Here is a 22165-nt window from a genome sequence, read left to right on the forward strand (position 1 = left end):
CCGGGCACTCGGGGCGTAACCGCGCTCACTGCACGACCGCGCTCAGGGCGTACCCGTACCCCTGAGCAGCTCGACCTCGGCGGTCCGGGACTGTTCGATCCGCCGGGCCAGGTCGCGGACCTGCTCGTTGCGGCCGACGCCGACGTGGGATCGGGCCAGGTCGGCGGCCGATCGCTGGTGGTCGGCGAGCACGTCGCGCAGCACGCGGTCGACGTCCGCGTCCGGCGCGATCCGCAGCCGGTCGAGCGCGGCGTCGTCGCCGTGCCCGTCGTGGTGGTGTGCGGCCGCGCTGGCCCCCGGGCCGGTCGTGGGCAACCAGCCGCGCATGGCGGCCAGTTCGTCGGCCTCGGTCGCCTCGACGGCGGCGGCCAGGGTGCGCAGCGCGTCGTCGCGCACCCGGTCCCGGGCCAGCCGGACGATCTGCAGGGTGCGTTCGCTGTGCCCGACCATGGTGCTCAGGAACACCACGTCGATCCCGCTCATGGCATCCGCCTCGATCGGGGAGCCGCCGCCCGCGGACCCGGCCGCCGCAGAGCCGGCCGGGGACGCGGGGGTCGGCTGCGGCAGGGCCGACGGGGTCGACGTGGGCGGTCCAGCGCAGGCTCCGGTGAGCAGCAGGGCCGCGACGAGGGACGCCAGCGGGGTACGACGGGGCATGCCGGTTGCTCCGTTCACGCGAGGACGGCGACACGGGTGCGACCAGGAGGCCGCACCCGTGCGGTCAGACCTGGAGCCAGAGCGCCGGTACGTTCGGCGGCTCCCAGCCCGGGATCGCTGTGTGCGCCTGCCGGCAGCGGTACGTCGCTCCGCCGTAGGTGACCTGGTCGCCGACCTGGTACGCCCGACCTGTCGTCCAACTGCCGCCCGGTGCGGGCGGAGTGGTCGGCGTGGCGGTCGGGGTGGGCCGTGGGGTGGGTGAGGTGGTGGGGGTGGGCGTCGGGTTCGACCCTCCGCCGCCGATCTGCACGTCGATGCAGGAGTAGAAGGCGTTCGCCGTGTCGGAGATGTTCCACACCGCGAGGACCTTCTGCCGGCCCGAGAAGCCGCCGAGGTTGACGTTGTGCGAGACGGTGGCGCCCGGCTGCTGGTTGTTGCCGTTTACCACGCCGACCCGGGTATTGCCGATCCAGTACTCCCAGTTGCTGGTGGCGTGCCGGGCGGTGTTCACCCAGGTGAAGGTCAGCGAGGTGCCCACCGAGGTGGCCGGCCAGCCCCGACTGTCGTCGTTGAGGACGGCGAACTGGGCGATTCCGGCGTTGCAGCTGCGTAGGCCCTTGGGGCCCTCGACGCTCTGCGGCTCGTACTTGATCTGCCCGCAGTCGGGCACCCGGCCCTGCGCGCAGAGCGCCTGCCGGCTCGGTGGGGCGGAGACGTAGCCGTGCGCCTGCGCGGGGGCGGCGACGGTGAGGGTGGCGGCGACGGCGCCCGCCGCCACCAGCGGGACGGTGATTCTTCGACGCATGGGGGCAGCTCCTTCTCCAGGTCCGGTGAGGTGCCCTCAAGGTAATTTAAACATTGTTAACAGTAAAGACTCTCATCGATAAATCCATCGATGATGGCAGTTTTCTTCTCAGAGCCTGAGCAGGCTGCCCCGGTCGTCGACCTGGTCGGCCGACTCGTCGTCCAACCAGACGCCGCCGGTACCGAGATAACGGAACCGGTACTCCCCCGGCGGCAGCTTCACTGTCACCGTCCTGGTGCCGTCGCGGCGGGCCACCAACTCGTGCCGACCCGGCTGCCAGCCGTTGAAGGAGCCGACGACGCTCACCGGGCCGGGCGGGACATCGCGGGGCAGACAGAAGGTGACCCGGGTCTGGTTGCCGAAGAGCCTGTTGCGCTTGATCACGGTGATCCTCCGGGGGTTGCGGCGGTTCACCAGGCCTAACGGGCAACACGCCGACGCCGACACGCCGCAGCCACGGCCAGGCGTCGACGTTCCGCCCCCACATCGGGGCCATCTGAGCGATTCTGTAGGCACTTGTCCTTGTAACGGAGGTTTTCGGTGGCAACCTGCGAGGTCTGCGGCAACGACTACTGGATGGCGTTCGAGGTGCACACCGTCAGCGGCGACGTGCACACCTTCGACTCGTTCGAGTGCGCGATCCACCGCATGGCACCGATCTGTGAGCACTGCCAGGTCAAGATCGTCGGGCACGGCGTCGAGGTCAACGGCCGCTTCTTCTGCTGCGCGCACTGCGCCCGCGCCGTCGAGGGCGCTGTGGGTGCGGAGATCCGCGACGCCGTCGGTGCCCGCCCGGCCTGACCGCGCCCGCCCGGCCGCCGCCACCTACCTCGCACCCGACCGGGGGAACCCGCCCGACCTACCATCGGTGAATGCCCCAGCAGACCACCGAGCTCCGGACGGCCTCCTTCGCCGACCTGAACGCCCGCACCCTCCACGACCTGCTCAAACTGCGCATCGACGTGTTCGTGGTGGAACAGAACTGCCCGTACCCGGAGCTGGACGGGCGGGACGTCGAGCCGGGCACCCGGCACGTCTGGCTCACCGACGGCGGCGCGCCGCTGGCGTACCTGCGGATTCTGGCCGACCCGGACGGTGTCGCCCGGATCGGTCGGGTCGTGGTGGCCCCGACGGCGCGCGGCGGCGGACACGCCGGCCGGCTGATGACGGCGGCGCTCGAGGTGGTGGGCAACCGGCAGTGCGTGCTGGACGCCCAGTCGCACCTCGTCGCGTTCTACACCCGGCACGGCTTCACGGTCAGCGGGCCCGAGTACGTCGAGGACGGCATCCCGCACACGCCGATGCGACGCGAGGCCATTGACGGTTGACGATCGACCTGGCATGGTGCCTGGTAGAGCCATCGCGGGAGCCAGCGATCAGGCACGGGAGTGGGCACTCCCGGCGATCCGGGTGTCGACGTCCGACCTCATCCCCCCGGGGGCTCCATGTCCTTCACCCGATCACGACGCGTGCTCTGGTTGTTCGCCATCGTGGCGACCACCACGCTCCTGTTGACGACCGCAGTGACCACCATGCGGGCCGATCCCGCCTCTGCGCACGGTTCGGTCGTCGACCCGGCCTCGCGTAACTACGGCTGCTGGCAACGTTGGGGCAGCGACTTCCAGAACCCGCGGATGGCCACCGAGGACCCGATGTGCTGGCAGGCCTGGCAGGCCGACCCCGCCGCCATGTGGAACTGGAACGGCCTGTACCGCGAGGGTGTGGGAGGCAACCACCAGGCCGCCGTCCCCGACGGCCAACTCTGCAGCGGCGGACGCACCCAGAGCCCGCGCTACAACGCGCTGGACACCATCGGCGCCTGGAAGACCACAGCGGTGTCGAACAACTTCCGGCTCCGCTTCGTCGACCAGGCCCGTCACGGCGCCGACTACATCCGGGTGTACGTGACCAAGCAGGGCTTCAACGCCGCCACCCAACCACTCGGCTGGGGCAACCTGGAGTTGGCGGGCCAGATCGGCAACACCCCCGCCTCCCAGTGGAGCCCGGACCCCAGTGGTGTCTCGATCCAGATCCCGGTGAGCGCGCCGGGCCGCACCGGACGGCACATCGTCTACACCGTCTGGCAGGCCAGCCACCTGGACCAGTCGTACTACCTGTGCAGCGACGTCGACTTCGGCGGCGGGTCGACCACCCCACCCACCGATCCCCCGCCGACGACCCCGCCGCCCACCACTCCCCCGCCGACCACCCCGCCGCCGGCCGGTGCCTGCACGGCGACGTACCAGGTGACCGGTCAGTGGTCCGGCGGCTTCCAGGCCGACGTGAAGGTGACCGCAGGTGGCTCACCCACCCAGGGTTGGTCGGTGAGCTGGAACTACGGCAACGGCCAGCAGGTCACCTCGTCGTGGAACGCGACGGTCAGCACCAACGGCACGCTGGTCACCGCACGTAACACCAACAACAACGGCACCCTTGCCGCCGGAGCGAGCACCACGTTCGGTTTCCTCGGCTCGTGGAACGGCAGCAACCCGGTTCCGCTGGTCTCCTGTACGACGACCAGCTGATCCCCGGCCGGCGCCGCACCCGGGCGGGGGTGCGGCGCCGGACGGCGGGAGATGCGGTGGTGCCCAGGGTCCGCCCGGGCCCCCTCGCCTTGCCGCGATCTTGCACTTTCGGTTGCCCGATCGCGGCTTATGGCCGTTTCGCCGGGACAGAAACTGCAAGATCGGCGGAGTGGGGGGCGAGGGAGGGCGGGGCGGGGTCAGACCAGGCAGTTGACGATCTCGGCTACGGAACGGCGGCGGCCGGTGTAGAACGGGACCTCTTCGCGGACGTGCCGGCGGGCGCCGGAGGCGCGCAGGTCCCGCATCAGGTCGACGATCCGGTGCAGTTCGTCGGCCTCGAAGGCGAGCATCCACTCGTAGTCGCCGAGCGCGAACGAGGCGACAGTGTTGGCCCGCACGTCCGGGTAGCCGCGGGCCATCTTGCCGTGCTCGGCCAGCATCTCGCGCCGCTCGGCGTCGGGCAGCAGGTACCACTCGTAGGAGCGGACGAACGGGTACACGCAGATGTAGGGACGAGCCTCCTCACCGGCCAGGAACGCCGGGATATGGCTCTTGTTGAACTCCGCCGGCCGGTGCAGCGCCATCTGCGACCACACCGGGGTCAGCGCCCGACCCAGTGTGGTGCGGCGGAACCGCAGGTAGGCGTCCTGCAGCGCGTCCGGGGACGCGGAGTGCCACCAGATCATCACGTCCGCGTCGGCACGCAGCCCGGAGACGTCGTACACGCCCCGAACCACGACGTCCTTGCCAGCCAGCTCGTCGAAGAGGGACACCACCTCGCCGGTGACGTTGTCCCGCAGCGACGGCAGCGGGGAACTGGCCCGGAACACCGACCACATGGTGTAGCGGATGCTGTCGTTCAGCTCCCGCAACCGGGCCGCGTTGGTCTGCTCGGTCATCTCGCCGATCCTCCCAGTGCTGTGATGATCTCTTCGGCCGCCGTCTCGCCGGAGCGGACGCAGACCGGAATGCCGACGCCGTCGTAGCCGGCGCCGGCGAGGACCAGTGTGGGGTGCGCGGCCCGCAGCGCCGTCCGCGCGGCACCGAGCCGGTCGGCGTGCCCCGGCGCGTACTGCGGCAGCGCACCGCCCCACCGCTGCACGTGCCCGTCGACCGGGGCGGGCAGCGGGGTTCCGAGCACCGCCGACAACTCCCGGTGCACGGTGGCCGCCAGGTCCGCGTCGGGGCGCTGAAGGTGCGCCTCCTCGCCGTACCGGCCCACCGAGGCACGCACCAGGGCCAACCCGTCCGGCCGGCCCAGGTGCCCCCACTTGGTGGTGAAGAAGGTCGCCGCCTTGATCAGCAGGCCCTCGGTGCTCGGCACCAGAAAGCCGGACAGCTCGGGCAGTCGCGGCTGCGGCAACGCCATGGTGACCAGCGCGACGCTCGCGTAGTCCAGCGCGCCGACGCCCGCCGCCACCGCCGGCGCGGGGCCGGAGAGCAGCCGCGCCGCCGGTCGCGCCGGCACCGCCAGCACCACGGCGTCCACGTCGACCAACTCGGGGTCGCGCGTCGGGCCGACAGTGAGCCGCCAACCCGTGTCGGTCGCTGTCAACTCGCGCACCGCGGCGTCCCGCCGTATCGTCGCGCCACTGGCCGTCACCGCCGCCTCGACCAGGGTGCTGAGCCCACCGGCGAGGGTGCCGAAGACCGGGGCGCCGGGCGCACGCGGCGCGGCGGCCTGCGCGGCCCGGACCGCGCCGACCAGGGTGTGCTCCACCCGCGCCGTGCGGGCCAGCGCCGGCATCGTCGTGACCAGTGAGAGATCGTCGGCGCGGCCCGCGTACACGCCGCCCAACATCGGGTCGACCAGCCGCTCGACCACCTCGTCGCCGAAGCGGGACCGGACCAGCTCGCCCACCGAGATGTCCGCGTCCGGCCCGACCAGCGGCCGACCACCGTCGGTGTCGGCGTCCGCGGCCGGGCGGGCGACAGTGGCCACCCGCTCCAGATCCCCCGGTACGCCCACCAGGGTGCCGCCCGGGATCGGGCGCAGCCCCCCGTCGATGACCAGCGCGGCCTGCCCCACGGTGGGGTGCACGATCTTCTCGGCCAATCCGAGCCGGCGGGCCAACGCCACCGCCGCGCTCTCGGCGCCCGTCGGGTCGCGCATCAGGAACGACTCCGCGCCGAACTCCACCGGCTGACCAGCCAGCTCCCCGGTGCGCAGCTTCCCGCCCAGCACGCCGGACTGCTCGTACACGGTGATCTCGGTGCCGGCCGGTGCGCTGTCGCGCAGGCGGACCGCGGCGGCCAGACCGGCGATCCCTCCGCCGACCACCGCTACCCGCCAGGGCCGCCGCATTTCCGGTCAGCCCTGGTCGGCTCGGCGGCTGGACAGCTCGTGCACCAGTGCTACCACCCGGGTCAGCACCTCCGGGTCGGTCTCCGGCAGCACCCCGTGGCCGAGGTTGAACACGTGCCCGGGGGCCGCCCGGCCCTGCTCCAGGATGCGGCGCACCTCGGCCTCCACGACCGGCCACGGCGCGAGCAGCACGCACGGGTCCAGGTTGCCCTGCACCGCCTTGTCGGCGCCGATCCGGCCGGTGGCCACGTCCAGCGGCGTACGCCAGTCGACGCCGACCACGTCGGCCCCGGCCTCGCCCATCGCGCCGAGCAGCTCGGCGGTGCCCACCCCGAAGTGGATCCGGGGCACCCCGGCGTCGACCAGCCCGCTCAGCACTGTGGTCGAGTGCGGCAACACGAAACGGCGGTAGTCGGCCTCGGAGAGCGCGCCGGCCCACGAGTCGAACAGTTGCACGGCGGAGACGCCGGCCTCGATCTGCACCCGCAGGAAGGCCAACGTCACCTCGGCCAGCCGGGCGCAGAGCGCGTGCCACAGCTCCGGGTCGCCGTACATCAGGGCCTTGGTCTTGGCGTGGGTGCGCGACGGGCCGCCCTCGACCAGGTAGCTGGCCAGCGTGAACGGCGCGCCGGCGAAGCCGATCAGCGGGGTGTCGCCCAGCTCGACCACCAACTGCCGGACGGCCTCGTCCACGTACGAGACGTCGTCGCGGGTGATCAGGCGGATCCGTTCCACGTCGGCGGCGGTGCGGATCGGCTCGGCGACCACCGGGCCGGTGCCCGGCACGATGTCCAGGTCGATCCCGGCCGCGGCGACGGGCACCACGATGTCGCTGAACAGGATCGCCGCGTCCACGCCGTGTCGGCGCACCGGCTGGAGGGTGATCTCGGTGACCAGATCCGGGCGCCGGCAGGACTCCAGCATCGGCACGCTCGCCCGGATCTCCCGGTACTCCGGGAGGGAGCGGCCCGCCTGGCGCATGAACCAGACCGGGGTGTGCGGGACGGGCCGACGTCGGCAGGCCCTGATGAAGGGCGAGTCGGCCGGTCCGCCGGGGCGGGAATCTCCGTCTCGGGCGACAGTGCCCGTGGTGTCCGTGGTCATCGCCGCAATCGTGCCACGCCCGCCACCCCCAACCGGGTGGGGGTGAGAGGAAGGGCACCGTTCCTTACGCCCCGGTGCCCTTCGTGGGCGTCGGCGCGCCGTCGAAGCGGGCGACGGACGGCGGCATAGGCTGCCGACATGGCCCCCCCGATCGCGCTCCCGGAGACGTTCGCCCGCGCGGTCGCCGGGCTGCGGTCGGCCGCCCCCCGGCCGGAGATCACCCTGGAGGAGGTCGGCGCCCCCCAGCGGCTGGCCCCGTACGCGTTCGCGCTCGCCGCGACGGTGCTGCGCGACGACGACGAGGTGGCGACCGGTCGGCTGATCCTGCTGCACAACCCGGTCGGGCACGAGGCGTGGCAGGGCACCCTGCGGCTGGTCACCTACGTGACCGCCGAGTTGGAGGTCGATCTGGCCGCCGACCCGCTGCTGCCCGGGGTCGGCTGGACGTGGCTGACCGACGCGTTGGACGCCCAGGACGCCGGCCACCGGGCGATCGGCGGAACGGTGACGCAGACCATGTCGACCCGGTTCGGCGATCTCGCCGGGCCACCGACCATCGGTGACATCGAGATTCGCGCGTCCTGGACGCCGATCGACGACGACCTGACCCCCCACCTGCTCGGCTGGTGCGCGTTGCTCGCCTCCACCGCCGGTCTCCCCCCACCCGGTGTCACCGCCCTCTCCGACCGCCGCCCGGCCGGCGCGGCCTGACGTTCGGCCCTCGGGAGGACACTTTGCGGACACCTGATCGACACACGCCGGACCGGCTGCACCCGCCGGATCTCCGCGCGCACTAGGGTTGGCAGGTGACCGACGAACCACCCCTGCGCCGTCGGCCCACCGAAGAACTTCCGGGAAACGCACCCCAGCACCCGCCGTCGGCCCAGCCGCAGCCGGCGGGCGAGGGGGCCGACCCGGCCGACGGTGGGCCCGTTCCGCTGATCGCCCCGCGTGACGGCACCCCCGATCCGGTGGCCGCCCCGGCCGAGCTTGCCGAGGTCGTGGCCCGCTTCGCGGCGGGCACCGGCCCGGTCGCCCTGGACGCCGAACGGGCCTCCGGCTACCGCTACAGCCAGCGCGCGTACCTGGTGCAACTGCGCCGCGCCGGTGCGGGCACGGCGCTGATCGACCCGCTGCCCCTGCCCGACCTCAGCGCGCTGGACGCGGTGATCGGTGAGGCCGAGTGGGTCCTCCACGCGGCCAGCCAGGATCTGCCCTGCCTGGCCGAGGTGGGGTTGCGCCCACGCCGCCTGTTCGACACGGAGCTGGCGGCTCGGCTGGCCGGCTTCGAACGCGTCGGGCTCGCCGCGCTCACCGAGCAGTTGCTCGGGTTCACCCTGGAGAAGCACCACTCGGCGGCCGACTGGTCGAGCCGACCGCTGCCCGAGTCGTGGTTGACGTACGCCGCCCTCGACGTGGAGCTGCTCACCGACCTGCGCGACGCGCTGGACGCCGAGTTGACCCGGCAGGGCAAGTCCGCCTGGGCCGCGGAGGAGTTCGCCGCGCTGGTCCGTACCGGGGCACGTCCGCCCCGGGTCCGGGCGGAGCCGTGGCGGCGCACCTCGGGCATCCACCGGCTGCGGGGGGCGCGGGCGCAGGCCCGGGTCCGCTCGATGTGGTACGCCCGGGACCAGATCGCTTCCCGGCGGGACGCCGCTCCCGGTCGGGTGCTGCCCGACTCGGCGATCATCGCCGCGGCCGAGTTGGACCCGAAGGACGAGAAGACCCTGCTGACCCTGCCCGGCTTCGGTGGCCGGTCGGTCCGTCGGCTGGCCCGCACCTGGCTCGCCGCGCTCGACGACGCCCGGCAGCTACCGGAGGATTCCCTGCCGGTCTCGCCGGCCGTGGAGGGCCCGCCCCCGCCGCACCGATGGGCCGAGCGGGACCCGGTGGCGGCCGGCCGGCTGGCCCGCTGCCGGGAGGTCGTGATCCGCATCGCCGGCGAGCACAACCTTCCGCCGGAAAACCTGATCACTCCGGATTCGGTCCGCCGGCTGGCCTGGACCCCGCCGGAGGAGATCACCGAGGAGTCGGTAGCGGAGACCCTGCGTGGCCTCAACGCCCGCGAGTGGCAGATCGGCCTCCTCACCCCCGACCTCACCGAGGCCCTAACCCCCAAATCCCCCACCCCCTAACCCACCCCACCCACTGTTGATCATGAAGTTGTTGCCCTGCGCGTCGGCGTGTCGTGACAACAACTTCATGATCAACGGTGAGTGCGGGGTGGTGTGGGGTGGGCCACAGGCGGGGGTGGGGACGGGGTTGGTTACTGGCGAGTAGCATTCGAGGGAAACGTGCCCGTGTCGCCGACCCTTGTTCGGTCCGACGTGCCGCCCGGCGCGAAGGCCGAATCACGGTCGAATAGGAGGCTCAAGTGCCCCGTGAAGTTCGCGACGTCGTCTTCGTCGACGGCGTCCGTACCCCGTTCGGCAAGGCGGGTGGCATGTACGCCAACACCCGCGCCGACGACCTGGTGATCCGCTGCATCCGGGAACTGCTGCGCCGCAACCCGCAGTTGCCCCCGGAACGGGTCGAGGAGGTCGCCATCGCGGCCACCACCCAGATCGGCGACCAGGGCCTCACCATCGGCCGCACCGCCGCCCTGCTGGCCGGGCTGCCCAAGACCGTTCCCGGCTTCGCCATCGACCGGATGTGCGCGGGGGCGATGACCGCGGTCACCACAGTGGCCAGCGGCATCGCCATGGGCGCGTACGACATCGCCATCGCCGGCGGCGTCGAGCACATGGGCCGCCACCCGATGGGTGAGGGCGTCGACCCCAACCCGCGCATCATCGCGGAGAAGCTGGTCGACCCGTCCGCGCTCGTGATGGGCTCCACCGCGGAGAACCTGCACGATCTGGTCCCGCACATCACCAAGGCACGCACCGACGCGTTCGCGCTCGCCTCGCAGCAGAAGACCGCCAAGGCGTACGCCAACGGCAAGCTCCAGGACGACCTGGTGCCGATGTCGATCCGCGACGCGGAGGGTGGTTGGGGTCTGGCCACTGTGGACGAGGCCCCGCGGGACACCTCGCTGGAGAAGTTGGCCACCCTGAAGACCCCGTTCCGCCCGCACGGCAAGGTCACCGCGGGCAACGCGGCCGGCCTGAACGACGGCGCCACAGCGAGTCTGCTGGCCGACGAGGCCACTGCCCGCGAGCTGGGTCTGCCGGTCGCCATGCGGCTGGTGTCGTTCGGCTTCGTCGGAGTCGAGCCGGAGGTGATGGGCGTCGGCCCGATCCCGTCGACGGAGAAGGCGCTGCGCCTCGCCGGGCTCAGCATCGACGACATCGGCCTGTTCGAGCTGAACGAGGCGTTCGCCGTGCAGGTGCTCGCCTTCCTCGACCACTTCGGCATCGCCGACGACGACGCGCGGGTCAACCCGTGGGGTGGTGCGATCGCCATCGGTCACCCGCTGGCCTCCTCCGGCGTGCGGCTGATGACGCAGCTGGCCCGCCAGTTCGCCGAGCACCCCGAGGTCCGCTACGGCCTCACGGCGATGTGCATCGGCATCGGCATGGGCGGCACTGTCATCTGGGAGAACCCGCACTGGGAGGGTGGCAACAAGTGAAGGCACCGAACGAGGTCGTCACCCGGGCGCTGCTGCGCCAGGTGAACGTGCCAGGGCTGGACCGGCCCGCCGCCCTGATCACGCTGGACAACGGCTTCGACCACACCAAGCCGAACACCTTCGGCCCGGGTGGGCTGGCCAGCCTGGACGAGGCGATCACCGCCGCGCTCGCCGCCGACCCGGCGTTCATCGCGGTCACCGGCAAGCCGTACATCTTCTGCGTGGGCGCGGACATCGTGGGGCTGCCGCAGCTCGCCGACCGCGCGCAGGCGCTGGAGATCGGCCGGCTCGGCCACCGGGTCTTCGCCCGGCTCAAGGACAGCAGCGTCCCCACCTTCGCGTTCGTCAACGGCGCGGCGATGGGCGGTGGCCTGGAATTGGCGTTGCACTGCCACTACCGGACGCTCTCCGGCGGTGCGGCGGCCCTCGCGCTGCCCGAGGTCTCGCTCGGTCTGGTGCCCGGCTGGGGCGGCACCCAGTTGCTGCCAAACCTGATCGGCATCCCCGCCGCGACCCAGGTGATCATCCAGAACCCGCTGATGCAGAACAAGATGCTCAAGCCGAAGCAGGCGGCCGAGCTGGGCATCGCGGACATCCTGTTGGAGCCGGCGGACTTCCTGGAGCGGTCCCTGGAGTGGGCTGCCGGCGTGGTCCGGGGTCAGGTCACAGTGACCCGGCCCGAGGTCGACAAGGACATGTGGGCGGGCGTGCTCTACTTCGCCCGGGAGACGCTGAACCAGCGGCTGCACGGCGCGGTCCCGGCCGCGTACAAGGCGCTCGACCTGCTGGAGACGGCGAAGGACGGCGACTTCGCCGCCGGCACCGCCGCTGAGGACGAGGCCCTCGCGGACCTGGTCTTCTCCGAGGAGCTGCGCAGCGGCCTGTACGCGTTCGACCTGGTGCAGCGGCGGGCCAAGCGCCCGGCCGGCGCACCGGACAAGGGCCTGGCCCGCACGATCACCAAGGTCGGCATCGTCGGCGCGGGTCTGATGGCCAGCCAACTGGCGCTGCTGTTCGCCCGCCGCCTCCAGGTGCCGGTGGTGATGACCGACCTCGACCAGTCCCGGGTGGACAAGGGCGTCGGCTACGTGCACACCCAGATCGAGAAGGCCGTCACCAAGGGCCGGATGGACAAGGGCACCGCCGCCAAGCTGTACGGCCTGGTCAGCGGCACCGTCGACAAGAGCGCCTTCGCCGACGCGGACTTCGTCATCGAGGCGGTCTTCGAGGACCTGGGCGTCAAGAAGCAGGTCTGGGCCGAGTTGGAGAAGATCGTCTCGCCGGAGGCGGTGCTCGCCACCAACACCAGCTCGCTGTCGATCACCGAGATGGCCGCCGAGTTGGAGCACCCGGAGCGGGTCGTCGGCTTCCACTTCTTCAACCCGGTGGCGGTGCTGCCGCTGCTGGAGATCGTCCGCGGCGAGCGCACCGACGACGTCACCCTGGCAACCGCGTTCGCCGTGGGCAAGCAGCTCAAGAAGTCGAGCGTGCTGGTCAAGGACGCTCCGGCGTTCGTGGTGAACCGGCTGCTCACCCGCTTCCTGGGCACCGTCTTCGCCGCCGTCGACGCGGGCACTCCACTGGACGTGGCGAACAGCGCACTGGACCCGCTGGGCCTCCCGATGCGTCCGCTCGCCCTGCTCCAGTTGGTCGGGCCGGCCGTCGCGTACCACGTGGGCGGCACTTTGCACGCCGCGTACCCGGACCGGTTCTCCGTCAGCGAGAACCTCAGGCGGATCGCCGACTCGGGCCAGCCGCTCGTGGTCGACGACCAGGTCAACGAGGAGGTCGCCAAGCTGCTCGTGGTCGGTGACCAGCCGCTGACCGCCGAGCAGGTACGCCAGAGCGCCCTCGACGCGCTCGCGCAGGAGATCCGGCTGATGCTGGACGAGGGTGTGGTCGCCGAGGCGCAGGACATCGACCTGTGCATGATCCTGGGCGCTGGCTGGCCGTTCCACCTGGGCGGCGTCACGCCGTACCTGGACCGGACCGGCACCTCCGAGCGGGTCACCGGCCAGCGGTTCCTGCCGCCGGGTGCGGCGAGCCTGCCAGCCTGACGAGATCGCAGCACCACAGTCGCGGTGGTCGGACCGTCCCCGATGGACGGACCGACCACCGCGACCGTTTGTGATCAGACGGCTGCGGCATGGGGTTTCCGCGGGGACGACGGCGGCCGTCGCGTCGGGTTAGGATCACGCGTTTTGCACCCCCATCTTGGAGCTGACTGATGTCCCAGCCGCCGGCCAATCCCTACGGCTCGCCGCACGATTCCCCCGACCCGTCGCAGCAGCCGGGCCAGCAGCCTGGCGGCTGGCCGCCGCCGCAGCAGCAGGGACAGCCGCAGCAGCCCGCTGGGTTCCCGCCCGCGCAACCGGGCTTCCCGCCCGCGCAGCCTGGGCAGCCCTACGGTGACCCGAACCTGGTCGGCAGCCCTCCCCCGGCGAAGAAGTCGAACGTCGGCAAGATCGTGCTGATCGTGTTGGCAGTGGTGCTGGTGCTCTGCGTCGGCGGGGCGGCGGTCACCTGGCTCGTCGTCAAGGACGACGTGGGTGCCGTGGTGGACGCCAGCAAGACCCGGGTGGTCGCGCCGGCCACCCTCGCCGGCCGGCCGAAGCTCACCAACCCGGAGCTCCTGACGGCCGCCGAGCAGGCGGTCGCCGGGATGAAGACGGCGGCGGGGAACGAGACGAGCACCGTCGCCGCCTTCTACGGCGACCCGACCAAGCAGGACCTCGTCATGATCGCTGGCGTGTCCGGGCTGCTGTCGGACCCGAAGAAGGAGCTCGACTCCTATGTGGATGGCCTGTCCAAGCAGCTGACGGTTGACGCGATGACGGCCGTCGACGCCGGCCCGCTCGGCGGCGAGGCGCGTTGCGGCGACGGCAAGGCCGACACCGTGCCGCTGGGCATCTGCGTCTGGGCCGACCGGGGCAGTCTGGGCATGGTGGTGATGTACTTCAAGTCCGCCGACCAGGCGAAGGCCGAGTTCACCACGATCCGGGGCCAGGTCGAGCAGCAGTCCTGATCCGTACGAGACCGGGGCCCCGGCCACCCTCGGGTGGCCGGGGCCCGCTGCTTTCTGAAGCACGTCCGACCAGCCGCCGTCGTTGTGGCAGCCACCCCCCTGTGGCCCGCCAATACTTTGCCCTTGCGCTAAGTGTCACCCCCGAGGAACACTTAGCCTTATGGCACAGTATTCGGCGCAGCTCGACGGCGTGTTCCTCGCCCTCGCTGACCCGACCCGGCGCTGGGTCATCCGACGCCTCGGCCACGGTCCGACGAGCGTCGGCGACCTCGCCCGCGAATGTCCGATGACCCTCCCCTCGTTCATGAAGCACGTGCGGACGCTCGAGTCGAACGGACTGATCTACACGACCAAGTCCGGCCGGGTGCGCACCTGCGCGCTCAACCGCGAGCGCCTCGCCGTCGTCGACGACTGGCTCGCGGAGCAGCGCCGGACCTGGGAAGAGCGCACGGACCGCCTGGAACGCCTCGTCACCGATGAGCAGGAGAACCAGCAATGAATCCCGACCTGGACCTGACCATGGCGCGGGTCATCCGCGCCCCTCGCGCCGCCGTGTGGAGTGCCTGGACCGACCCGTCCCGCTTCGAGAAGTGGTGGATACCGGCGCCGGCCCTGTGCCGCGTCGATCGTTTGGACGTCCGGCCCGGTGGCGCACTCGTGACCCGGCTGAGCGACGACGGGGTGGAGTTCGTCCCGCACCTCGACGCGTGCTTCCTCGTCGTCGACGACCTCGAACGGATCGTGTTCACCAACGTGATCGACAGCTCCTGGCGGCCGGCGAACCCCACCCCGGTTCCGATGACGGCGGAGATCACCATGAAGGACCACCCGGACGGCACCGACTACCGGATCATCGTCCGCCACGGTGATCCCGCCGCTCGTGACCTTCACGAGAAGATCGGCTTCGCGGACGGCTGGGGCTCGGTCACCGAACAACTCGCCGGGCTCGCCGAGAGCCAGGGGGCGCTGTGAAGCTCGTCCTTACCCAGTTCGTCACTCTCGACGGCGTCAGCCAGGGGCCCGGCTCGCCGACCGAGGACACGAGCGACGAGTTCACCAGCGGCGGCTGGCTCGTGCCCTACCTGGACGAGGTCTTCGTCCGTCGGACCTCCGACTGGTTGGATCTCGCCGACGGTCTGCTGCTCGGACGACGGACCTACGAGGCGTTCGCCCGGGACTGGCCGCAGATCACCGACCCGGACGATCCGTTCACCGAACGCATGAACTCACTACCGAAGTACGTGGTGACCAACACCCTCGCGGCAGGTAGTTGGCACCCGACGACGCTGCTCCGGGGCAACCCGATCCACACCGTCGGGGAACTCAAGGCCCGGCCCGGACGGGAGCTCCAGATCCACGGGAGCGCACAACTCGGCAAGGCTCTGTTGTCGGCCGGCCTCGTCGACACACTCCGGCTCGTCGTCGCCCCCGCCGTGGCCGGTTCCGGGCGGCGGCTGCTCGACCATCCCAGCGCATCCGTCGGCCTCCGACTGGTTCACCACGAAGCGACGGCGAAGGGCCTGCTCCTGCTCGAGTACGAGCATGTCGGCGCCGCCCCGGTCGCGGAGTACGAGGGCGCGACGGCCTTCGTCCAGTCACCCGCGCCACGGCACGGCCCGGCCACTGCCTGAATCTCGCGGTCACGTCCCGACCCGGCAGCGTGGCACCGGGCACCGGCCACGCGAGGGTGGCCGGTGCCCGGTGTCGTACGTCGACGGTCAGGCCGGTTCGGCAGCCGCTGCCGCGGCCCGCGCCGCCGCGGCGGCCGCCCGCTCGGCCGCGTTGCCGAGCACGCAGAACTCGTTGCCCTCCGGGTCGGCGAGCACCACCCAACCACCACCGGTCGGGCCGACGTGGTCGGCGACGAGCGTCGCGCCGATACCGAGCAGCCGCTCGACCTCCTCGGCCCGGCTCCGGTCAGCGGGTTGCAGGTCGAGGTGCAGCCGGTTCTTCACCGTCTTGCCCTCGGGCACCGCGAGGAACAGCACCTCCGGGCCGCCCGGCGGCAGGAGCATCGCCTCCGGGTCGCCGGGGAAGTCGTCGGGATGCCGGGGGCAGTCGAAGACCTGCGCCCAGAAGCCGGCGAGTGCGTACGTGTCGTGACAGTCGATGCTGATGTTGTGGATCGTCGAACTCATGCTTGGTCCTCCACAGTGGTCGGCAGGGCGGCTTCCGGGTCACCCGGAACGTCCTCCGGGAGCCGGGCGTAGCCGGGCACCGCCGACCAGAAGCCGGCCAGGGTATACGTGTCATGGCAGTCGAAACTGATGTTGCGGATCCGTGGACACACGGTGGTCTCGCCATCTTCGGATGGGGACGCTCCGCCGCCGGGGGTCAGCCTGCGAGGACCCGGGGTGCGGAGCCTTGACTGATGGACATCGACGCACCCCCCTTTCACTCTCCGAGCTGACGACGCGATCTTGCCACCGGTCGAGCGTGGCGCGCAACCCCGATCAGCCGGCGGCGGACACCGTTCCGGGCACCACCGGGGCGTCCGACGACGGCAGGGTGACAGTCACCTCCAGGCCACCACCGGCCTGCGCGACCACCCGTACGGTGCCGCCGTGCGCGGCACACACCGCTCGGACGATGGACAGCCCCAGGCCGGAGCCACGGGCCCCGGTGCGTTCCCGGCCACCACGGCGGAACGGCTCGAACAGCCCCGGCACGTCGGCCTGGTCCACCTCGAACCCGGTGTTGCCCACCACCAGCCAGGACCGGTCACCGTCGGTGCCGGTGCGCACCCAGAGCCGACCGTGCAGGTGGTTGTAGCGGACCGCGTTCTCGATCAGGTTTCCGGCCAGCCGGTCGAGCAGCCCCGGGTCACCGACGACCGGCGCGGACTCCAGCGACGTCTGCACCCGCAAGCCGATCCGTTCCACCTCGCGGCGCATCGCCGACAGGGCGTTGGCGGTGCCCGCGGCGAGGTCACACTCGGTACGCCGGCCCAGCTGCCGCCCGGTCTGCGCCTCACTGCGGGCCAGCACCAGCAGCGCGTCCACCAGGCCGTTGGCCCGCTCGGAGGCGTCGCGGACCACTGTCGCCATCCGTCGGTACTCGGCGGTGTCCGCGTCGTCGTCGCTGAGCGTCACGTCGATCTCCGTCCGCATCACGGCGAGCGGGGTACGTAACTCGTGCGAGGCGTTCGCCACGAAACGCTTCTGGGCCTCGAAGGCGGACGCGATCCGGTCCAGCATGGCGTCGAACGTCTTGGCCAGCTCGGCCACCTCGTCATCGGCTCCCGAGTAGCCGATCCGCTGGTCCAGCGTCGCCTCACCGAGCCGCTGGGCGGTCGCCGTGACCTGGTGCAGTGGGCGCAGCGCGCGACCGGCCACCGCGTACGCGCCGGCCACCCCGACCACGCTGATCGCCAACAGCGCGACCAGGCCCTTGGCCAGCAGCTCCCCGGAGGCGGCATCCACCAACTGCCGCTGCCACTGGGCGGCGTCCATCTGCCGGCCGTCGGAGAGCAGCACGATCGTGCCGGGCACCAACTCGTCGGTGGGGCGCAACGCGTCGCGGACCAGCAGCCAGGCCAGCAACACCAGGATCGCTCCGGCCCCGATCAGCAGCACCCCGTTGAGAAGTGTCAGCCGCAGCCGCAGGGTGGGTCGCAGCCGGCGGCTCATGCGCCTACCTCGGCGGTGCGGTAGCCCGCCCCGACCACCGTCTCGATCAACGGCGGGTCACCGAGCTTCTTGCGCAGCGTCATCACCGTGACCCGGACGATGGTGGTGAACGGGTCGGTGTTCGCGTCCCAGACCCGTTCCAGCAGCTCCTCACTGGAGACCACCGCGCCACGCGCCTTGAGCAGTTCGCAGAGCACCCCGAACTCCTTGTTGGTGAGGTCCACCGGCACCCCGGCCCGGGTGGCCACCCGGCGAGCCGGGTCGAGCACCAGGTCGGCCAGTTCGAGCACCGGCGGAGCGGCCGGGGTGGCCCGCCGGCCCAACGCCTGCACCCGGGCGACCAGCTCGTCGAAGGCGAACGGCTTGGGCAGGTAGTCGTCCGCGCCGAGCTGCAACCCCTCCACCCGATCGGCCACAGTGCCGCTGGCGGTGAGCATCAGCACCCGGGTCAACGCGCCGGAGGCCGCCAGGTCGGCGCAGATCTGGTCGCCGTGCACACCCGGCAGGTCGCGGTCGAGCACCACCACGTCGTACCGGGTGATGAACGCCGCCTCGTGGCCGGCGTCGCCGTCGTACGCCACGTCGACCGCCATCCCCCGCTTGCGCAACCCCCGTGCGATCGCGTCGGCGAGGTTGCGCTCGTCCTCGACCACCAGTACCCGCATCCCGGCCTCCTCGCTGCTGACCACCGACAACCTAGTGCCGGCCGGCAACCATCGTCCCTCGCCGGCCGCGCCGGCCGGCGTTGCGGGCCACCGCGGCGTACGCGATGCTGGCCGGCGGCACCGAACGACGGACGGACTGGCATGACCACTGCGGCACCACCCACCCGGCGGGACATCGCCTACCGGGGTTTCCACCTGCCGGACGACACGACCAGCGGCAGCGGCGACGGCCTGCGCCCCAGCGGTCGAGGGCTCGTCCTCGACGGCGTCGCCGAACGGGGCACCTGGACGTCGCCGCCGGTACCTGTCGGCTTCGCCATCGCCGAGGTGGTGCCGTCCTGGACGGCCGACACCCCGGACGACTGCTGGATCGAGGTCGACCTGCGCGGCTGGAACGACGACGCGCCGAGCACCGACTGGTACCGGCTGGCCCACTGGGCCGCCGGCGACCACACGGTACGGCGCACGTCGCTGCCCGGACAGCGCGACAGTGCCGCCCGTGTCGACACCGACACCCTGATCGTGACCGGAGCGACGGTCACCGGTTGGCAGACGCGGGTGACCTTGTGCCGGCCCGCCGGCGGCCCGACCGGCCCGGTGCTGCGCAGCATCGGCGCGGTCGCCACCGGCCCCACGACGGCCGACCACTGGTACGCGGGGAAGCCCGTCTCGTCCGCCGCCTGGGGTCGGGTGCTGGACGTGCCCCGCTACTCGCAGCGGCTGCACGCCGGCCAGTACCCGCAGTGGGGTGGTGGCGGGGACTCCTGGTGCAGCCCCACCTGCACCTCGATGGTGCTCGCCTACTGGGGCGCCGAGCCGACGCCGGACCGCTACGCCTGGGTGGAGCCGTCCGGCCCGCGTCCGGTGGTGGTGCACGCCGCCCGGCACTGCTACGACCACGCGTACGCCGGGGCCGGCAACTGGCCGTTCAACACCGCGTACGCCGGTCTGCACGGGGTGGACGCGTTCGTCACCCGGCTGCGGTCGCTGGCCGAGGCGGAGGCGTTCGTCGCCGCCGGCATCCCGCTGATCGTCTCCGCCGCGTTCCGGGCCGACGAGGTGCCGGGGCTCGGGTACGACACCGGTGGGCACCTGATGGTGCTGGTCGGCTTCACCGCCGACGGCGACCCGGTGCTCAACGACCCGTACGCCCCGGACGACGACGCGGTCCGTCGCACAGTGCCCCGACAGGGGTTCGAGGCGGTCTGGCAACGCGGCAGCGGCGGGGTGGCGTACGTGCTGCGGCCCGTGTCGGTGCCGCTGCCCCCGCCGGCCACCCAGGCGAACTGGTGATCAGTCGGTCAGTTTCCAGAGTTGGTACGAGCCGGTCGTGGTGGCGACGCACACCAGGTAGCCGGTGACCGCCTGACACCCCCCGGTGACATCGGGCAGCACGTCCAGGATGTGCACCTTCCCGGCGGCGATGTCCAGCTCACCGACGAGCATCCCTCCGTCGGGATGCCGGCGTAGGCCGAACAGCCGGCCGCCGGCACCGAGTTGGTACAGCTCCCACCGGCCCAGGTCGGCCAGCTGCTGGCCGGTCAGCGCATCGAGCACGACGTACTGCTCCGACGGACCGACACCGCTGAGGTTGGCCAACAGCCGGCCGTCGGCCGGCCAGGCCCACCCCCACTGGCTGCTGCGCCAGCGCACCTCGCCGGTTGCCGGGTCGAGCGCCTGTAGTTCGTTGTTGCCGGTGCGCAGACACAGGACGGGGCCGCAGTCCAGCGCGAAGTCGATGTGCACCCTGGCGCGGGTCCAGCGGGGCTTGAGCTGGTCCAGCTCGTACGCGGTGACAGTGCCCGAGCCTCTGTCGATGGACAGCAGCAGGTCCTTGGTCAGGTCCAGTCCGATCCGACCGCCGTCGGGTGGGCGCAGGTCGGCGCGGGCCAGCACCGCGCCGGTGATCGCGTCGCGTACCTCGACCGGCCCGTCCACCTGGTTGAGCACCACCCGGTCCACCCCGAGCCCGGTGTCCCGCACCCTCATGTCGGCGCTGAGGCCGGATTGCTCCCAACGCACGGTGCCGCAGCACGGATCCACAGCGCGCAAACTGGACGGTACGGTCTCGCCGCCGCTGCGCAGCAGCAGATTGCCGTCGGTCAGCTTGGAGACGGCGCCCGGCTGCTGCCACCGGTACGCCCCGGTCGCCCGGTCCAGTGCGACGGTGAGTGTCTCCCGACCCTCCGGGCCGATCTCGTACCCGGTGGCCAGCAGCATTCCGGCCAGCGGCGTCATCCCCCAGTACTGAGCCTCCGCCGGCAGCGTCACCTGCCAGACCTGCTCGATGCCGGGCATTCGATACGCGGCCAGCCGCGCCTGCCGCGCTTCGGTGATGGCCGGTTCCATGACCAGGAGAAGGTCACCATCGATCATGACATCGGACCCGGGCCGGCCCGGCAGTGTCACCGGGGCCGGCCGGGGCGGTACGACGGCGGACGCGGCGAGCGTGACCAGCGCGAGCACCACGACCAGCGCGCAGCGCAGCGGGCGACCGTGAGCGCGAGGTGGGCGCGGCGTCGACTCCGGGTCCCTGTCGTCCCGCAGCTCGCCGAGGTCGATCACCGAGTCGGTCACCGCGTCAACCTCCACAGAGCGGTAGTGCCGTCGAGGCGCTGGCAGAGCAGCACCGGCAGGGACGCCTGACAACTGCCGGCGATGCCCGGCAGCACGTCGACGATGCGTGTTCGGCCGGCCACCAGGTCCAGTTCGGCGACGACCATCCGGCCGTCGTCACCCCGCCGCACACCGACCAGCGGGTCGTCCGGCCGTAGCACCGGCATCAGACTCCACGCGCCCAGTTCGGTCCGTACCTGCCCGGTGGCCGCGTCCCGCACCGCGTACCCCTGGCCGGGCCTGGCCATCAGCAGCCGACCGTACCGGACGTCGGCCAGGACGTCCTGGCCCGGTTCCGACCACCGCACGGAGCCGGTGGCCGGGTCGAGCACCTGGAGGCCGCCGGTCTGCGGTACCGCGCACAGCAGACCGCCGCATTCGAGCACATGCGACACCAGCGTCACCTCCGCAGTCCACAGTGGCTCCAACTCGGTCAGCCCGAAGCTCACCAGCCGGGTGCTGCCCGGCGGGACGAGCAGCAGCAGGTCGTCGACGATCTGCACCCGCTGGTACGCCGACCGGTCACCGGGCAGCGTGTCGATGCTGCGCAGCAGCTGGCCGGTGCCGGCGTCGTACACCTGCACCTCGCCGGTCGGTTGCAGGAGCACGAACCGGTCGACCTGCCCCTCCGGAGTGAGGTGGTAGGTGGGGCTGGCGGCCGGCGGGATCGGCAGCGACCAGAGCACCAGGCCGGTGTCGGGCTCGACCCCGCTCATCGCGCCCGACCCGTCCTCCCGGCCATTGGTCACCAGCAGGCCACCGCCGGTTGTCGGCTGGGGAGCACCGGGATGCTGCCAGCGTTGCCGGCCCGTCGCGGTGTCGAAGGCGGTGGTCTGGAACAGCCGGTTGGGGGCCCTGACCGCCATCGCCAGCACCAACCCGTGCTCGACCCGGACGTCGAGGTAGTCACCGGTGCGGGCCAACGGCGCCTGCCACCGCCGCCGCACCCCGGCGCCGTTCGCCGCCGGTCGGGCGTACGCGGTCAGGTACCGGTCCCCGTCGGGTGTCGGCGGATCGACCACGAAGACGGCGTCCCCGGCCAGGTACGCGGTGGCCGTCCGCGACGCCGGCACCACGCTCACCGTTCGCCGCGTTGTCGGCGCGGCACCGGCCAGCACCACCAGGCTGAGGAACAGCACAGTCGCGCTGCGCAGCGGGCGACCGACGGCGCGCGGGCGGCGAACCGGAGACGCCGACAGGGGCTCGTCGCGAATCTCGCCCAACTCGATGATCGACAACGACCCTCCTTCCGTCGCCAGGTAA

Annotated in this window: 24 protein-coding genes; 12 read left to right on the top strand and 12 right to left on the bottom strand. The window is 71.9% G+C overall.

Translation table 11 applies throughout. The features are described 5' to 3' along the window. Nucleotides 1-42 precede the first annotated feature (42 nt). From NIE111_RS05455 to NIE111_RS05465, 3 genes are all read right to left on the bottom strand, one after another. Complete coding sequence (locus tag NIE111_RS05455) at nucleotides 43-657, bottom strand: DUF305 domain-containing protein (protein ID WP_238683329.1); 615 nt, start codon at nucleotides 655-657, stop codon at nucleotides 43-45. Nucleotides 658-721: 64 nt separating this feature from the next. Continuing rightward, nucleotides 722-1462: a lytic polysaccharide monooxygenase gene (locus tag NIE111_RS05460; protein ID WP_238683330.1), complete on the bottom strand. Its 741-nt coding sequence runs from the start codon at nucleotides 1460-1462 to the stop codon at nucleotides 722-724. A 108-nt stretch (nucleotides 1463-1570) separates the two neighbouring features. Further along, complete coding sequence (locus NIE111_RS05465) at nucleotides 1571-1846, bottom strand: isoamylase early set domain-containing protein (RefSeq protein WP_238683331.1); 276 nt, start codon at nucleotides 1844-1846, stop codon at nucleotides 1571-1573. A 156-nt stretch (nucleotides 1847-2002) separates the two neighbouring features. Here NIE111_RS05465 and NIE111_RS05470 point away from each other — a divergent pair, with 156 nt between their 5' ends. The 3 genes from NIE111_RS05470 (at nucleotide 2003) to NIE111_RS05480 (ending at nucleotide 3987) form a co-directional block, all read left to right on the top strand. After that, nucleotides 2003-2263: a metallothionein gene (locus tag NIE111_RS05470; protein ID WP_124815255.1), complete on the top strand. Its 261-nt coding sequence runs from the start codon at nucleotides 2003-2005 to the stop codon at nucleotides 2261-2263. Between the two features lie 71 nt (nucleotides 2264-2334). Beyond that, nucleotides 2335-2790, top strand: a complete 456-nt coding sequence (locus tag NIE111_RS05475; protein ID WP_238683332.1) for a GNAT family N-acetyltransferase — start codon at nucleotides 2335-2337, stop codon at nucleotides 2788-2790. A 117-nt stretch (nucleotides 2791-2907) separates the two neighbouring features. Beyond that, entirely contained in the window at nucleotides 2908-3987 is a 1080-nt protein-coding gene (locus NIE111_RS05480; protein WP_238683333.1) for a lytic polysaccharide monooxygenase auxiliary activity family 9 protein, read from the top strand. A 197-nt stretch (nucleotides 3988-4184) separates the two neighbouring features. On the opposite strand, the gene hemQ is transcribed toward NIE111_RS05480, so the two are convergent. Genes hemQ through hemE form a run of 3 tightly spaced genes read right to left on the bottom strand, consistent with a single transcriptional unit; the run spans nucleotide 4185 to nucleotide 7396 of the window. After that, entirely contained in the window at nucleotides 4185-4886 is a 702-nt protein-coding gene (gene hemQ, locus NIE111_RS05485; protein WP_196921722.1) for a hydrogen peroxide-dependent heme synthase, read from the bottom strand. Then, complete coding sequence (hemG, locus tag NIE111_RS05490; protein WP_238683334.1) at nucleotides 4883-6292, bottom strand: protoporphyrinogen oxidase; 1410 nt, start codon at nucleotides 6290-6292, stop codon at nucleotides 4883-4885. Before hemG ends, hemQ begins: the two co-directional genes overlap by 4 nt. A gap of 6 nt (nucleotides 6293-6298) precedes the next feature. Then, entirely contained in the window at nucleotides 6299-7396 is a 1098-nt protein-coding gene (gene hemE, locus NIE111_RS05495; RefSeq protein ID WP_238683335.1) for a uroporphyrinogen decarboxylase, read from the bottom strand. Nucleotides 7397-7534: 138 nt separating this feature from the next. Between hemE and NIE111_RS05500 the strand changes: the two genes are divergently transcribed. From NIE111_RS05500 to NIE111_RS05535, 8 genes are all read left to right on the top strand, one after another. Next, a complete protein-coding gene (locus tag NIE111_RS05500; RefSeq protein ID WP_091400652.1) occupies nucleotides 7535-8107 on the top strand; it encodes a DUF3000 domain-containing protein in 573 nt (190 codons plus the stop codon). 95 nt (nucleotides 8108-8202) lie between these two features. Further along, nucleotides 8203-9531 carry a ribonuclease D gene (locus NIE111_RS05505; RefSeq protein ID WP_238683336.1) on the top strand — a complete coding sequence of 443 codons (1329 nt, stop codon included), beginning with the start codon at nucleotides 8203-8205 and terminating at the stop codon, nucleotides 9529-9531. A gap of 239 nt (nucleotides 9532-9770) precedes the next feature. After that, nucleotides 9771-10967, top strand: a complete 1197-nt coding sequence (locus NIE111_RS05510; protein WP_091400648.1) for a thiolase family protein — start codon at nucleotides 9771-9773, stop codon at nucleotides 10965-10967. Beyond that, nucleotides 10964-13024, top strand: coding sequence for a 3-hydroxyacyl-CoA dehydrogenase NAD-binding domain-containing protein (locus tag NIE111_RS05515; protein WP_238683337.1), 2061 nt, complete (start codon nucleotides 10964-10966; stop codon nucleotides 13022-13024). The genes NIE111_RS05510 and NIE111_RS05515 overlap by 4 nt, the downstream gene beginning before the upstream one ends. 170 nt (nucleotides 13025-13194) lie before the next feature. Further along, nucleotides 13195-13992 (top strand): hypothetical protein, encoded by a 798-nt coding sequence (locus tag NIE111_RS05520; protein WP_238683338.1) that lies wholly within the window; start codon nucleotides 13195-13197, stop codon nucleotides 13990-13992. A gap of 160 nt (nucleotides 13993-14152) precedes the next feature. Continuing rightward, complete coding sequence (locus NIE111_RS05525) at nucleotides 14153-14491, top strand: ArsR/SmtB family transcription factor (protein WP_238683339.1); 339 nt, start codon at nucleotides 14153-14155, stop codon at nucleotides 14489-14491. Further along, nucleotides 14488-14964 carry an SRPBCC domain-containing protein gene (locus NIE111_RS05530; protein WP_238683340.1) on the top strand — a complete coding sequence of 159 codons (477 nt, stop codon included), beginning with the start codon at nucleotides 14488-14490 and terminating at the stop codon, nucleotides 14962-14964. The genes NIE111_RS05525 and NIE111_RS05530 overlap by 4 nt, the downstream gene beginning before the upstream one ends. After that, nucleotides 14961-15623 carry a dihydrofolate reductase family protein gene (locus tag NIE111_RS05535; RefSeq protein WP_238683341.1) on the top strand — a complete coding sequence of 221 codons (663 nt, stop codon included), beginning with the start codon at nucleotides 14961-14963 and terminating at the stop codon, nucleotides 15621-15623. Before NIE111_RS05530 ends, NIE111_RS05535 begins: the two co-directional genes overlap by 4 nt. 87 nt (nucleotides 15624-15710) lie before the next feature. Here the strand turns inward: NIE111_RS05535 and NIE111_RS05540 are convergent, their stop codons facing one another. The 4 genes from NIE111_RS05540 to NIE111_RS05555 form a co-directional block, all read right to left on the bottom strand. After that, on the bottom strand, nucleotides 15711-16130 hold the full coding sequence (locus NIE111_RS05540) for a VOC family protein (RefSeq protein ID WP_238683342.1): 420 nt from the start codon (nucleotides 16128-16130) through the stop codon (nucleotides 15711-15713). Further along, nucleotides 16127-16282 carry a VOC family protein gene (locus tag NIE111_RS05545; protein ID WP_238683343.1) on the bottom strand — a complete coding sequence of 52 codons (156 nt, stop codon included), beginning with the start codon at nucleotides 16280-16282 and terminating at the stop codon, nucleotides 16127-16129. Before NIE111_RS05545 ends, NIE111_RS05540 begins: the two co-directional genes overlap by 4 nt. Nucleotides 16283-16445: 163 nt before the next feature. Continuing rightward, nucleotides 16446-17621 (bottom strand): sensor histidine kinase, encoded by a 1176-nt coding sequence (locus tag NIE111_RS05550; RefSeq protein WP_238683344.1) that lies wholly within the window; start codon nucleotides 17619-17621, stop codon nucleotides 16446-16448. Beyond that, nucleotides 17618-18286, bottom strand: a complete 669-nt coding sequence (locus NIE111_RS05555; protein ID WP_196921708.1) for a response regulator transcription factor — start codon at nucleotides 18284-18286, stop codon at nucleotides 17618-17620. Before NIE111_RS05555 ends, NIE111_RS05550 begins: the two co-directional genes overlap by 4 nt. A gap of 141 nt (nucleotides 18287-18427) precedes the next feature. Here NIE111_RS05555 and NIE111_RS05560 point away from each other — a divergent pair, with 141 nt between their 5' ends. Next, nucleotides 18428-19579: a C39 family peptidase gene (locus tag NIE111_RS05560; protein ID WP_238683345.1), complete on the top strand. Its 1152-nt coding sequence runs from the start codon at nucleotides 18428-18430 to the stop codon at nucleotides 19577-19579. Here the strand turns inward: NIE111_RS05560 and NIE111_RS05565 are convergent, their stop codons facing one another. Together NIE111_RS05565 and NIE111_RS05570 are read right to left on the bottom strand one after the other, a co-directional pair. Next, nucleotides 19580-20863, bottom strand: a complete 1284-nt coding sequence (locus NIE111_RS05565) for an outer membrane protein assembly factor BamB family protein (protein WP_238683346.1) — start codon at nucleotides 20861-20863, stop codon at nucleotides 19580-19582. Next, nucleotides 20860-22140 (bottom strand): outer membrane protein assembly factor BamB family protein, encoded by a 1281-nt coding sequence (locus tag NIE111_RS05570; RefSeq protein ID WP_238683347.1) that lies wholly within the window; start codon nucleotides 22138-22140, stop codon nucleotides 20860-20862. The genes NIE111_RS05565 and NIE111_RS05570 overlap by 4 nt, the downstream gene beginning before the upstream one ends. Nucleotides 22141-22165: the final 25 nt, after the last annotated feature.

The organism is Micromonospora hortensis, assembly GCF_022230935.1.
GTDB lineage: Bacteria > Actinomycetota > Actinomycetes > Mycobacteriales > Micromonosporaceae > Micromonospora > Micromonospora hortensis.

Coding starts and splice junctions, on each gene's coding strand:
- NIE111_RS05455 (WP_238683329.1), bottom strand. CDS start 657: ATGCCCCGTCGTACCCCGCTGGCGTCCCTCGTCGCGGCCCTGCTGCTC.
- hemG (WP_238683334.1), bottom strand. CDS start 6,292: ATGCGGCGGCCCTGGCGGGTAGCGGTGGTCGGCGGAGGGATCGCCGGT.
- NIE111_RS05460 (WP_238683330.1), bottom strand. CDS start 1,462: ATGCGTCGAAGAATCACCGTCCCGCTGGTGGCGGCGGGCGCCGTCGCC.
- NIE111_RS05560 (WP_238683345.1), top strand. CDS start 18,428: ATGACCACTGCGGCACCACCCACCCGGCGGGACATCGCCTACCGGGGT.
- NIE111_RS05525 (WP_238683339.1), top strand. CDS start 14,153: ATGGCACAGTATTCGGCGCAGCTCGACGGCGTGTTCCTCGCCCTCGCT.
- hemE (WP_238683335.1), bottom strand. CDS start 7,396: ATGACCACGGACACCACGGGCACTGTCGCCCGAGACGGAGATTCCCGC.
- NIE111_RS05480 (WP_238683333.1), top strand. CDS start 2,908: ATGTCCTTCACCCGATCACGACGCGTGCTCTGGTTGTTCGCCATCGTG.
- NIE111_RS05555 (WP_196921708.1), bottom strand. CDS start 18,286: ATGCGGGTACTGGTGGTCGAGGACGAGCGCAACCTCGCCGACGCGATC.
- NIE111_RS05500 (WP_091400652.1), top strand. CDS start 7,535: ATGGCCCCCCCGATCGCGCTCCCGGAGACGTTCGCCCGCGCGGTCGCC.
- NIE111_RS05540 (WP_238683342.1), bottom strand. CDS start 16,130: ATGAGTTCGACGATCCACAACATCAGCATCGACTGTCACGACACGTAC.
- hemQ (WP_196921722.1), bottom strand. CDS start 4,886: ATGACCGAGCAGACCAACGCGGCCCGGTTGCGGGAGCTGAACGACAGC.
- NIE111_RS05475 (WP_238683332.1), top strand. CDS start 2,335: ATGCCCCAGCAGACCACCGAGCTCCGGACGGCCTCCTTCGCCGACCTG.
- NIE111_RS05550 (WP_238683344.1), bottom strand. CDS start 17,621: ATGAGCCGCCGGCTGCGACCCACCCTGCGGCTGCGGCTGACACTTCTC.
- NIE111_RS05530 (WP_238683340.1), top strand. CDS start 14,488: ATGAATCCCGACCTGGACCTGACCATGGCGCGGGTCATCCGCGCCCCT.
- NIE111_RS05520 (WP_238683338.1), top strand. CDS start 13,195: ATGTCCCAGCCGCCGGCCAATCCCTACGGCTCGCCGCACGATTCCCCC.